Below are 12,371 nucleotides of genomic sequence, written 5' to 3'. Positions count from 1 at the left end.
CCGGTGGCCATCTTGACGGAATTGATACCGGTACCATAAATGGCTGTCAACGGCGATGTGCTATTGTCCATTTGGCCGTGCGGTTTGGTCGGTATGGGGAGGAAAAGATGAAAGTCGTCGCGCTCGAAACGCTGCAGCTGGCGGAATTTCCGTTCCTGTTCTGGCTGCGCGTCCACACCGATGCCGGCCTCGTCGGCACCGGCGAGACCTTCTGGGCGCCGGGGCCGGTCGCTTCCTACATCCACGACAATGTCGCCGCCTATCTGCTGGGCAAGGATCCGCGCGACATCGAGTTGCATGACCGCACGCTGGGCAGCGTCTATGTCGGCGCCCGCGATTCCGGCGCCGAGGTGCGCGGCAACTCCGCCGTCAACATCGCGCTCTGGGATATCTATGGCCAGGCGCTGGGCGAGCCGGTCTGGCGGCTGCTTGGCGGGCGTACACACAGGACCGTGCCGATCTACAACACCTGCGCCGGCTACAAGCATGTCCGCGCCACCAGGAAGAATGCGCTGTTCGAGCGTGGCGAGGACTGGTCGCTCAAGCCTAGCGATTCGAACGAAGGCCCGTATGAGGACCTGCTCGCCTGGCGCTACAATGCCGGCGGCCTTGCCAGGAGCCTGAAATCCGAAGGCATCGGCGCCATGAAGATATGGCCGTTCGACATCGCCGCCGAGGCGTCGAACGGCACCCGCATCTCGCTTGCCGACCTCGACAAGGCGCTGGAGCCTTTCCAGAAGATCCGCGACGCCGTCGGCCGCGACATGGAGATCATGGTCGAACTGCATGGCCTCTGGACCTTGCCGCCGGCGCTGCGCATCGCCGAGGCGCTGAAGCCCTATGACGTGGCCTGGCTGGAGGAGCCAGTCCGTTACAACGAGCTTGACGCCATGGCCGAGCTTGCCCGCCACACCTCGATACCGATCGCTGCCAGCGAGCGGCTGGCCTCGCGTCAGATGTTCAAGCAGCTGATCGACAAGCGCGCCGCCAGTGTGATCATGATCGACCTTGCCTGGTGCGGCGGGCTCTCGGAAGCGCGCAAGATCGCCAACATGGCCGAGGCCAGCGAACTGCCGGTGACCCTGCACGACTGCACCGGGCCGATCGTCTATGCCGCCAGCTGCGCGCTTTCGGCGACCTTGCCGAACGTCAACTACCAGGAGGCCGTGCGCGCCTATTTCACCGGCTGGTACACCGAGATCGTCGCCGACATTCCATTGGTAAGCGATGGCCGTGTCGCGCCGCTCGAAGGGCCGGGGCTCGGTCTCAGCCTGCGGCTCGAGCTGTTCCAGCGGCCCGACGCCACCGTTCGCATCACGAAATTCTAGCTGCCATCAGCCTCTTTCTGGAGGCGGTAGACATTATGCTATTATAATCTATTATCGGCCTAAGCGAGCGCTCGACAAGCTCGCCGCCGGCACCATGTCGCCCGGCATCAGACGGAATCAGGGAGGCTTTGGTGGCAATTTCTGCGGCGCGCGCACGCGAGCATTTCAAAGGTGCGCCAAACCTGCCCGACCGGAAAATCCTGCTCGACCTGTTCGAACGCATGGTGCTGTTGCGCCGCTTCGAAAGCATCGCCCAGATCGCGTGCCGCAAGGGTGAGACGCCCGGCTTCCTGCATCTCTATATCGGCGAAGAGGCGACGGGGGTCGGCGTCTGCGCGCATCTGCGGCCGACCGACTGGGTCACCTCGACCCACCGTGGCCATGGCCACGCGCTGGCCAAGGGCGCCAATCCGGGACGGGTGATGGCCGAACTGTTCGGCAAGGCCGACGGCATCTGCGGCGGCCGCGGCGGCACCATGCATCTCTACGATCGCTCGGTCGGCCTGTTCGGCACCAACGGCATCGTCGCCGCAGGCATCGGCCATGCTGTCGGCATCGGCATGAGCGCACGCCAGCAGGGGCGTGACGACATCGGCGTCGCCTTCTTCGGCGATGGCGCTGCCAACCATGGCGGCTTCCACGAAGCGCTCAATTTCGCCGCCGTACAGCGGGCGCCGGCAGTCTTCGTCTGCGAGAATAATCTCTACGCCACGGCGACGCCGCTCAACTCCGTCACGCTCAATCCCGAGATCGCCACCAAGGCTGCCTCTTACGGCATGCCCGGCGTTGCGGTCGACGGCAACGACGTCTTCGCCGTCTGGCTGGCGATGAAGGAAGCCACCGAACGCGCCCGTGCCGGCAAGGGTCCGACCCTGATCGAGGCTAAGACCTACCGCACCGTCGGCCACCATGAGGGCGATCCGGTCATCGGCACCTACCGCACCCAGGAGGAACTCGACGCCTGGATTAAGCGCGATCCGATCGACATGTTTCGCAAGCGGCTGATCGAGGAGTATGGCGTCGCCGATGCGGAAGCGCTGGCGGCCATCGAAAGCCGGATCGAGACGGTGGTCGAGGAGGCGCTGGCCTTCGCCCGCAATTCGCCCGAGCCGGATCCGGCGACTGTGCGCCTGCATGTCTTTGCCGACCCGATCAACCCGCCAGCTGCCTTGCAACCGCGCACCGTCGTCGAGACGCGCACGCAAGGCTGGCTCGAAGCGGTGCGCGACGGCATCGCCGAGGAGATGCGCGCCAATCCGGCGATCCTTTATTTCGGCGAGGGCACCGGTGAACGCGGCGGCAGTTTTGCTCACACCAGGAATCTCTGGCAGGAGTTCGGCGCCGAACGCATGATCGACACGCCGATTTCCGAACAGGGCTTTACCGCCGCCGCCCTCGGCGCTTCGGCCACCGGCGCCCGCACCGTGTCGGACTTGATGTTCGCCGACTTCGCCTTTGAGACCGCCGGGCAGATCTTCCTGCAGGCAGCGAAGCTGCGCTACATGACCAGCGGCCTGATGAGTGCGCCGATGGTGGTGCGCGTCGGCGCCGGAGCGCTGCGCAGTTCCGGCCCGCATCACAGCGGCATCTATCATCCGGTCTTCGCCCATATGCCGGGCCTCATCGTCTGCGTGCCGTCAACCCCGGCCGACGCCAAGGGCCTGATGAAGACCGCGTTGCGGGCAGGCGATCCCGTCATCATGCTCGAACCGAAGGCGCTGTTCGCCTCCAAGGGCGAAGTGCCTACAGGGGAACACTATGTGCCGTTCGGCGTCGCGCGCATCGCGCGGGCCGGCACCGACATCACCATCGTCGCCGCCGGGCAGATGGTGCAGCGCGCGCTGGAAGCTGCGCAGGCGCTGGCCACTGAGGGCATCGAGGCCGAGGTGATCGATCCGCGCACCATCATGCCGCTCGACATCGACACGATTGTCGCCAGTGTGCGCAAGACCCATCGCCTGCTCATCGTCGACGAGGCCTGGGCGATGTGCGGCCTTGGCGGCGAGATCGCGCAAGCCATCAACGAACTTGCTTTCGACGAGCTCGACGCCCCGCCCGGAAGGCTGCACACGGCGCCGACCTCGCACCCCTTCGCCCCGGTGCTCGAGCGCGCCATGCTGGTCGATACGGCGCGCATCGTCCAGGGCGTGCGCGACGTCATAGCGGGCAAGCCGCCGGTGCCGGATCACTGGTACACGGTCGGCCTGAAAAGTGCTGCGCCGGCTAAATCAGTGCCGGCTCCTACCAAGCCGCAGCCCGCCACACCAGCCGCTGTCGCGACCGCCGCCAGCGACGACGAGCCGATAACGATGCCGTTCGGCGACCTCACCGTCAGCGAAGGCACCGTCGTCAAATGGCTGAAGGCGGTCGGCGATGCGGTCAGGGAGGGCGAACTGATCGCCGAGATCGAGACCGACAAGGCCGTGGTCGAGATCGAGGCGCCGATCAGCGGCACGCTTGCCGCGATCGACCAGCCTGTCGGCGCCGTCGTGCCGATGGGCGGCCGCATCGGCGGCATCAAGAAATAGTTCTCTCTCCCAAACATTCCGAAGGGCAAGCATGAAGATCCTGTGCGCCAACTGGCAAGCCGCCGACGAAGCCGAACTCGAGCGTGAGCACTATCGCGACATCGAGTTTATCCTCGCCAGGTCGACCAACGACAAGGCCGCCAGTCTCGATCCGGCTGTCTGCGAGACGGTCGATGCCGTCATCAACTATTCGCCGACCCACAATGTCGCCGCCGAGCCGACCGCCTTTCCCAAGGCACGGATCGCGGTGCGTTCCGGCGTCGGCTTCGACAACATCGACACGACGGGCTGGGGTGCGCGCAGGATCCCGGCCTGCAACGTGCCGGACTATGGCACCACCGAAGTCGCCGACCACGCCATCGGTCTGATTCTGGCGCTGACGCGCGGCACCTCCGCCTACGGCGCCGAGCTTTCCGGCAACGGTGCTGAAGGCTGGCATTTCTCCAAGGCGCCGCTGGTGCGCCGGCACAAGGGCGCCACTTTCGGCATTGTCGGGCTTGGCCGCATCGGGCTGGCCACAGCGCGTCGCGCCGCCGCCTTCGACATGAAGGTGGTGTTCTATGACCCGCATCTTCTGTCAGGCGTCGACCTGTCGACCGGCTATGAGCGGGTCCATTCGCTTGATGAGTTGATGGGGCGGGCGGATGTCGTCAGCGTCCACGCGCCGTTGAGCGAGGAAACCCGCAAGCTGCTCGGCACGGCGGCCTTCGCCGCCGCCAAGCCGGGCCTCGTGCTGATCAACACGGCGCGCGGCCCGATCGTCGATCTCGACGCGCTGGAAGCCGCGATGCGCAAGGGGACAGTCGCGGGGGCGGGGCTCGATGTGCTGCCGAACGAACCCGGTGACCTCGACCATCCGCTGCTCGCGGCATGGCGCGCCCGCGAGCCTTGGATCGCCAACCGGCTGATCGTCACGCCGCATGCGGCGTTCTACAGCCCGGCATCGATGCGCGACCTCAGGCTGAAATCGATCGAGGTCGTGCACGCCTATCTCACTGAGGGCCGGCTCACCAACTGCGTCAATGCGGAGTATCTCAAATGAACATGGCGGTGGCGCAGACGCCGCGGCTGGCTGTTTCGCCCTATGCGCGCCGCCTGGCGCGCGAGCGCGCTGTTCCGCTGGAAACCCTTCGTGGCAGCGGTCCCGGCGGTCGCATCCTGGCCGCCGATGTGCTGGGCTTCGTTGCGGTTGCCACGCCCGCAAATCCGCCTCACATCGTCGCCCCTTGTGTTGCTGCTGCTCCCCACATCGCCGCCTTTGCGGCGTCGGTCGCACTGGCTGCGCTGCAAGACCTGCTGGCCGCGCTGGAGAGCACGGGAAGAGCGTTCGACATCGACGACGTGCTGCTGCGCGCGGCGGGTCGTGTATGCGTCGAGATCGCGGATGCCGCCAAGGTCGGCGACGCTTCGGTGGCGCTGGAACTGGCAGGCCGGCAAACAGTGTTTGCGACCGCTCCGGAGATGCCCCTGACCTCGTTGCGCACAACGCGGCTTGCAGCCCTGGCCAACAACCGCGACGACGCGGAGATACCCGCGCTGCTTTCCATCCGCCTGCTGCCCGCGCGCGACATCCGGCCGGTGATGCTGCCGCTCCTGCCGGGCCGAGCCATGCGCCTGGTTGTGTCGGTCAACACGGCAGGCGACCATGCCGAATGCCTGCTCATCACGGATGCGGCAAGAGTTGAGGAGGCGATCGCGGGCGCATGGCTCGTCGCCCTGAAATCGGCGATCGAACACCCGCTCCGGCTCTTCGTCTGAGACGGTTGGTTGTCTAGCCTCGGGTCAAAGAAGCTATTATAAAAGCTTCGACACAGGCGCGACGAGGCTCATGGATAACTCCGTTCCCACCATCGACAGTCTTCCCCGGCGCACGCTCGGCCGCGCCAACGGGCCGCTCTATCGCCAACTCGCCGACATATTGCGCGAGCCGATCGGCAACGGCACCTTTCCCGTCGGCGGCGAACTGCCGAAGGAGGCAACCATCGCCGAGCATTTCGGCGTCAGCCTGATCACCGTGCGGCAAGCGCTGCGGGACCTCGAGGCCGACGGCTTGATCAGAAAAAGGTCGGCGAAACCGGCGGTGGTCACGGCGCGCAATCCGTCGGTCAATCTGAGCTGGAAGTTCAAGAACTTCGCCGACATGGCGGCCTTCACCAAGGACGCGCAACTGACGGTGAAATCCTATCGCAAGGAGGTTTCCCCCGTGCTGCAGCGCCATTTCGGCATGGCCAAGGACGAGGCGGGCTACTGCTTGCGCGGCATCCTGTCGGTAGGCGAGCAGAAGAAGGCGCAGATCACCAGCTATTTCCCGCCTGCTGTCGGAGCCAAGCTGAAGCGCGACGATTTTTCCGACGTGCTGATCTTTCGCTCGGTGCAACGGCATCTCGGCCTGCGGCTGGACGTCGCGCATGTCACTGTCCGCGCCGAGATCGCCGACGAGGCCATCGCCGAAGACCTCGGCGTCGCCCTGGGCAGTGCGGTCCTGAGTGTGGAGATGCTCTATCAGTCGGCTGACCAGCAGAGCATCGAGTTCACCATTGCGCGGCATCCAGCCGACCTGTTCAGCATCAGCTACGACGCACCGAACGATCTGGCCTGAACCCGATCGGCGAGTCCGATCAGTGCGGATTTTCCTGTCGCGCCCATGGACAGTTTTATAAAGTTATAATAGCATCATAGCTAAGATGAGACTGTGCCGAGAACCACGATTTGACGTGGGTGCACGACCCTCATCCGATGTCGAGGATTTGCACGTCTGAAAATGCAAAGCGGTCCGGGGTGATGGCATGCACAAAACAAAAGTCCGTTCCGCTGGCGCGAAATGAGCGATAGCCGCAAAACGGCAGCGAAATGACTGCCTCGAAGCCCCCCGATGCGCCTTGGCCCAAATTGACAAGGCGAATTGGTACCGGTATCAATTTATCCGCAGCACCCACCAAGATGGCGAAGTCCGTCGCTGGCTGATGCAGGAAACACGAAGGAGGAGAGACCATGAAACTGAAGACAGTTTGCATAGGATTGGCAGCTCTTGCCATGTCTGCAATCGGCATGAGCACGGCACCGAGCCGTGCCGAGGACAAGAAGCCCTACACCATCTACCTCTCGAACAATTTCGTCGGCAATGACTGGCGCCAGCAGATGGAGCGCGTCGCCACCGTGTCGGTCAACAAGGGACCGCTGAAGGGCCGCGTCGACCTCAAGATCGAAAATGTCGAGAACACCGTCCAGGCGCAGATCAATTCGCTGAACAACATCATCCGCCAGAAGCCGGACGCCATCCTCGTCGATGCCGGTTCGGATTCGGCCTTGAACCCGACCATCAAGAAGGCCTGCGACGCCGGCATCGTCGTCATCAGCTTCGACCAGGTGGTGACCGAGCCCTGCGCCTATGCCGTCGCCTCCGACTGGGACCGCATCCCCTCCGTCATGGCCGAGTGGATGGCCGTGCAGCTTGGCGGCAAGGGCAACATCATTCTCGACCGAGGCCTCGCCGGCGCGCCGATTTCGGCACAGTTGCAGCAGGGCTATGAGAAGGTGCTGGCCAAATATCCCGACATCAAGGTCGTGGGTTACTACAACGGCAATTATGCGCTGGGGCCCGAACAATCGGGGGTCGCCGCCTTGCTCGCCGCCAACCCGCAGATCGACGGCATCATGACGCAAGGCTACGGCTCGGGCGCCATCCAGGCGCTCAAGGATGCCGCCCGGCCGATCGTCCCGGTCGTCGGCTTCTCCTACAACGTCGCCGCCCTTACCTGCGCGCAGACCAAAGGCGCCAAGTGCATCCTCGGCTCCAATCCGGCCTATCTTTCTTCGGAAGCGATCAAGCTGGCGGTCGATATCCTCGACACCGGCAAAAAGCCGGCCGAGCGGTCCGTCTCGGTCAAGGGTGATTTCGTCACCACCGATCCCTTCGAGTCCAAGCTCTACCCGGGCACCAAGATGATCAAGATCGCGGTCGGCGAGAATGCCTTCCCCGACCAGCCGCCAGGCCTGACGCTGCCGATCACGCCCGATTGGGTCGAGATCACCGCTGCGGAAGCCGCCGGCAGCAAGTAACATTCCGCGACCACGACCCTGTCTCCCGGCATCGCAGGATGTCGGGAGAGCTTTTCGAAGGCGCATTCATGGACCTCGTCACCGTCAAAAGCCTGTCCAAACGCTATGGCGGCATTGTTGCGCTGAGCGAGGCGACATTCAGTGCGCGCGCCGGTGAGGTGCACGCGCTGCTCGGCGAGAATGGTGCGGGGAAAAGCACCTTCATCCAGATTCTGTCCGGCGCCGTGCGCCATGACGGCGGCTCGATCCTGGTCGATGGCAAGGACTATCGCCCCGCCAATCCGGATGCCGCCCAGGCGCGCGGCATCGCCGCCGTGTTCCAGGAGCTGTCGCTGATCCCCGACCTCAGCGTCGAGCAGAACATCTGGTTTCGCCAGGAACCAAGGACGTTTCTGCGCACCGTCAATCGCGCGGAGATGCGCCGCAAGACGCTGGCGCTGCTCGACAAATACAAGTTCCCGGCGCTTCGGCCCGAGCAGGAGTTGCGGCGGCTGACATTGGCCGAACGGCAGATCGTCGAGATCGCCAAGGGTCTGGCCAAGGATCCCAGTATCCTGATCCTCGACGAGGCGACCTCGGCGTTGCCCGCGCGCGAGGCGGAATGGCTGCTCAAGCTCACCCGGCAACTGGCCGCCGAGGGCCGGCTGGTCATCTTCATTTCGCACCGCATGGCCGAGGTGCGCGCCATCGCCGACCGGCTGACCATCTTCCGCAATGGCAGCACCATCGCCGTGCACGAGGCCAATGCGGTGTCCGACGACGAGATCGTCACCCAGATGATCGGCAGGCATCTCGACCGGCTCTATCCCGAACGGATTGCCACCGCGACCGATCGCGTCGCCCTCAAGGTCAAGGGTTTTTCCAGCGGCAGCCGGCTCTCCGGCGTCGACTTCGCGCTGCGCGAGGGCGAGGTGCTGGGCGTCGGCGGCCTGCAGGGCCACGGCCAGCGCGAACTGTTCCAGTCGCTGTTCGGCGCCAGCAAGGCGAGCGGCACCGTCGAGCTGTGGGGCAAGCCGGTTTCGATCGGCAATCCACGCCAGGCGCTGACCGGCAAGGACGGCATCGCGCTGGTGCCGGAGGACCGGCGCGGGCAGGGCCTGCTTCTGACCAAGAGCGTGCGCGAGAACCTGACCCTGTCGGTCATCAAGCGCTTCACCGAAAAGGGCTTGCTGAGCCGGCAAAAGGAAGCTGCCCTTGTCAAGGAGATGGTCGATTTCCTGCGCATCAAGGCCGGCACACCAGAGCAGCTTGCCGGCACGTTGTCGGGTGGCAACCAGCAGAAGGTGATCTTCGGCAAGATGCTGCTCACGCAAGCGCGTGTGCTGTTGCTCTACGACCCGACGCGCGGCGTCGATGTCGGCACCAAGGGCGAGATCTTCCAACTGATGCGCGATCTCGCGGCCAAGGGCTATGCGATCCTGTTCCATTCAAGCGACATGCCGGAACTCGTCCATGTCGCCGACCGCGTGCTGGTCATGCGCAATGGCGGCATAGCCGCCACGCTGGAGGGTGAGCGTATCTCGGAAGCAGGCATTTTGCGCGCCGCCATGCTTGAAAGCGAGGCGGCCTGAGGCATGGTGATGTCAATCGCAGAAAGACCTGTTGAGATGGCGCAAAAGCCAGCCGAACTGAAATCCGCCAGCCAGGGCATCGATTGGCGTGGCCGAGCGCTCGACCGCGCGCCGTTCCTGGTCGCCTGCCTGATGCTGGCCTTGATCGTTGCCATCTATGGCAGCCTGCAATCCGGTGTCTTTTCGCTGGAAGAGATCAACCTCGATACCGCGGCGGCGATGACGCTGATGCTGGCGGCAACCGGCCAGACCATCGTGCTGGTGCGCGGCGGCATCGACCTGTCGATCGGCGGCATGATCAGCCTCGGCACGGTGATCGCGGCAACGCGCTTCACCGATGACCCCTCGACCGTCGCTCTGTGGGCGCTGGTCATTCTGGCCCTCGGCTTCCTGATCGGCGCGTTCAATGGCCTGCTGATCTCGCTGCTCAAGCTGCAGCCCTTCCTGGTCACGCTCGCCACCTGGTCGATCCTCAACGGCGTCGCCATGATCATCCTGCCGACCGATGGCGGCAGCGTTCCCGGCTGGTGGGTCGGCTTCGGCTATGCCCAGCTGTTCGGCCTGACCAGCCCGGTCTGGATGCTGCTGGCCCTGCTGCTGTTCTGGTGGTGGTTCCGCGCAACGCGGATCGGCGTCACCATCCAGGCAACGGGCTCCAACGAAAAGTCGGCCTTCCTGTCGGGCGTCTCGATCACCCGGGTCAACGTAGTAACCTATGGCCTGTCCGGCCTGTTCGCCGCGGGCGCGGCACTGTATCTGACCACACAGACAGGCGCCGGCTCGCCAACCATCGGCAAGGATTACATCCTGCCGTCGGTGGCGGCGGCGGTCATCGGCGGTGTCAGCCTGTTCGGCGGCCGCGGACATCTCGCCGGCACGCTGATCGGCGCCTTCGTGCTGACCCTCATCGGCAATCTGGTCTTTGTCCTGCATGTGTCGAGCTACTGGCAGCCGGTGGCATCGGGCGTCATCCTGCTGCTCTCGGTGCTGGCCAGTTCCGTCGCCGAAAAGGCCGCAAGGAACCGTGTCCAATGAGCGCTTTCCTCGCCCGCAACCGGCTCATCGTGCTGGCCTATGCCGGCATGGTCGTGCTGCTCCTGGTCACGGCCTTGTTTTCGCCGGGCTTCCTGTCGGTCTCCAACATGCGTTCCACCGTCGTGCTGGCCGCTTTTGTCGGCATCGTCGCGCTCGGCCAGACCTTCATCATCATCGGCGGCGGTATCGACCTGTCGGTGCCATGGGTGCTCAATTCGGCGGCCATCGTCATGGCGCTGCTGTGCGGCGGCCAGGACCTGCCGCTGGTCTGGGTCATGCCGCTGCTGCTTGCCGGCGGCGCGCTCATAGGCCTGATCAACGGCGTCGGCGTCGCCCAGTTCGGCGTGCCGCCGATCATCATGACACTGGCCACCAACGTCATCCTGCAAGGCCTGATCCTGGTGCTGACCGGCGGCTCGCCGACGCCCTCGGCGCCGGCTCTGATTCAGTTCCTGTCGGTCGGGCGCATTGGCGGTTTCCCGGTGATCGCGCTGATCTGGCTGGCTCTGACACTGATGGCGACGCTGCTGCTCTCCAAGGCCGCGTTCGGCCGCCACCTCTATGCGCTCGGCACCAGCGCCACGGTCGCCGAATTCTCCGGCGTGCCCACGGTGCGCACCACCATCCTGACCTATGTCGTCTCGGGCCTCACCGCCGCCTTCGCCGGCATGCTTCTGACCGGCTATTCCGGCCAGGCCTATCTCGGCATGGGCGACGCCTATCTGTTCACCTCGATCGCGGCGGTCGCCATTGGCGGCGCCTCGATCCTTGGCGGCAGCGGCCATTATCTCGGCACCGTCGCCGGCGCCATGGTGCTGACCATCCTCACCGGACTGCTGCCGGCACTGAACCTGTCGAGCGGCGCACTGCTCATCGTCTACGGCGCGGTGATCCTGCTCACCGTGTCGATCGGCAGCGAGACCTTTGCCGGGCTTGGCGGCAGGCTGCGCAGAAAAGAAGGCTGACCATGGTCGAGATCACCTGCGTCGTCAATGCGAAGGCCGAACTTGGCGAAGGCACGCTTTGGGACCCCAAGGCCGGCGTGCTCTGGTGGATCGACATCTGGAAGAAGCTGATCCACCGCTACGACCCCTCGACCGGCAAGGACGAGGTGTTCGAGACGCCGGAATATCTTGGCTGTCTCGGTCTGCGCGAGAAGGGCGGCCTGGTGCTGACCATGACCGACGGCTTCCATTTCTTCGACCCGGCGACCGGCATATTCGAGGCGATCGTCGACCCGGAAGCACATATGCCGAAAACCCGCTTCAACGATGGCAAGCCGGACCGGCAGGGCCGTTTCTGGTCGGGCTCGATGTTCGAGGTGCCTGGCCAGCCGATCGAGTTCATCGGCGCGCTCTACCGGCTCGACCCCGACCTTTCGGTGCACAAGATGATCGACGGCATCGGCTGCTCCAACGGCATGGCCTGGAGTCCGGATTCGAGCGTCATGTATTTCTCCGACAGCCATGCTGGCGCGGTCTGGGCCTATGATTTCGATCCTGCCACCGGCGACATCGAGAACCGCCGCACCTTCATCGACATGACGGTGACCGGCGGTCTCGCCGACGGCGCCACTGTCGATGCCGAGGGCTGCTACTGGGTGACCATTCCGGTGACCAGCAAGGTCTGCCGCTATGATCCGGACGGCCACCTGATGCAGACCGTGCTGCTGCCGACAGACCTGCCGACCTGCTGCGAATTCGGCGGCAAGGATCTCGACATCCTCTATGTCACCACGGCCGTGCTCAGGCGCCCTGCAAGTCATTTCGTCGGCCAGAAACACCCGGGCGGATTGTTCGCGCTCGACGTCGGGGTCAAGGGCTTGACCCTCCCGGCGTTCAAGGGCTGAC

General features: G+C 64.7%; 11 protein-coding genes. 10 read left to right on the top strand and 1 reads right to left on the bottom strand.

The genetic code is table 11. The annotated features are described in order from the left end of the window. The first annotated feature begins 107 nt into the window (after nt 1-107). The 5 genes from NKH52_RS28035 to NKH52_RS28015 all read left to right on the top strand — a co-directional run bounded on the left by NKH52_RS28035 (nt 108) and on the right by NKH52_RS28015 (nt 6,455). A complete protein-coding gene (locus NKH52_RS28035) occupies nt 108-1,328 on the top strand; it encodes a mandelate racemase/muconate lactonizing enzyme family protein (RefSeq protein ID WP_352727739.1) in 1,221 nt (406 codons plus the stop codon). A gap of 131 nt (nt 1,329-1,459) precedes the next feature. Further along, nucleotides 1,460-3,856, top strand: coding sequence for a thiamine pyrophosphate-dependent enzyme (locus NKH52_RS28030; protein ID WP_352727741.1), 2,397 nt, complete (start codon nt 1,460-1,462; stop codon nt 3,854-3,856). Nucleotides 3,857-3,887: 31 nt separating this feature from the next. Continuing rightward, nucleotides 3,888-4,898 carry a C-terminal binding protein gene (locus NKH52_RS28025; RefSeq protein WP_352727743.1) on the top strand — a complete coding sequence of 337 codons (1,011 nt, stop codon included), beginning with the start codon at nt 3,888-3,890 and terminating at the stop codon, nt 4,896-4,898. Continuing rightward, a complete protein-coding gene (locus NKH52_RS28020; RefSeq protein ID WP_352727745.1) occupies nt 4,895-5,614 on the top strand; it encodes an E3 binding domain-containing protein in 720 nt (239 codons plus the stop codon). Before NKH52_RS28025 ends, NKH52_RS28020 begins: the two co-directional genes overlap by 4 nt. A 70-nt stretch (nt 5,615-5,684) precedes the next feature. Next, nucleotides 5,685-6,455, top strand: a complete 771-nt coding sequence (locus NKH52_RS28015; RefSeq protein ID WP_352727747.1) for a GntR family transcriptional regulator — start codon at nt 5,685-5,687, stop codon at nt 6,453-6,455. A 130-nt stretch (nt 6,456-6,585) separates the two neighbouring features. On the opposite strand, the gene NKH52_RS28010 is transcribed toward NKH52_RS28015, so the two are convergent. Beyond that, nucleotides 6,586-6,906, bottom strand: a complete 321-nt coding sequence (locus NKH52_RS28010; protein ID WP_352727749.1) for a hypothetical protein — start codon at nt 6,904-6,906, stop codon at nt 6,586-6,588. Here NKH52_RS28010 and NKH52_RS28005 point away from each other — a divergent pair. The 5 genes from NKH52_RS28005 (at nt 6,905) to NKH52_RS27985 (ending at nt 12,370) form a co-directional block, all read left to right on the top strand. Beyond that, on the top strand, nt 6,905-7,915 hold the full coding sequence (locus NKH52_RS28005) for a substrate-binding domain-containing protein (RefSeq protein WP_352727751.1): 1,011 nt from the start codon (nt 6,905-6,907) through the stop codon (nt 7,913-7,915). The genes NKH52_RS28010 and NKH52_RS28005 overlap by 2 nt on opposite strands. 68 nt (nt 7,916-7,983) lie before the next feature. Beyond that, entirely contained in the window at nt 7,984-9,486 is a 1,503-nt protein-coding gene (locus NKH52_RS28000) for a sugar ABC transporter ATP-binding protein (RefSeq protein WP_352727753.1), read from the top strand. 36 nt (nt 9,487-9,522) lie between these two features. Continuing rightward, the gene (locus NKH52_RS27995) at nt 9,523-10,521 is read left to right on the top strand and encodes an ABC transporter permease (RefSeq protein WP_352727755.1); all 999 of its coding nucleotides are present in this window, start codon (nt 9,523-9,525) and stop codon (nt 10,519-10,521) included. Next, complete coding sequence (locus NKH52_RS27990) at nt 10,518-11,486, top strand: ABC transporter permease (RefSeq protein ID WP_352727757.1); 969 nt, start codon at nt 10,518-10,520, stop codon at nt 11,484-11,486. Before NKH52_RS27995 ends, NKH52_RS27990 begins: the two co-directional genes overlap by 4 nt. Before the next feature lie 2 nt (nt 11,487-11,488). Further along, the gene (locus tag NKH52_RS27985; RefSeq protein ID WP_352727759.1) at nt 11,489-12,370 is read left to right on the top strand and encodes an SMP-30/gluconolactonase/LRE family protein; all 882 of its coding nucleotides are present in this window, start codon (nt 11,489-11,491) and stop codon (nt 12,368-12,370) included. Nucleotide 12,371: the final 1 nt, after the last annotated feature.

The organism is Mesorhizobium sp. M1066 (assembly GCF_040318635.1).
GTDB lineage: Bacteria > Pseudomonadota > Alphaproteobacteria > Rhizobiales > Rhizobiaceae > Mesorhizobium.
The sequence above is the reverse complement of the archived record's forward strand: the minus strand, read 5'-3'. Positions and strand labels throughout refer to the sequence as shown.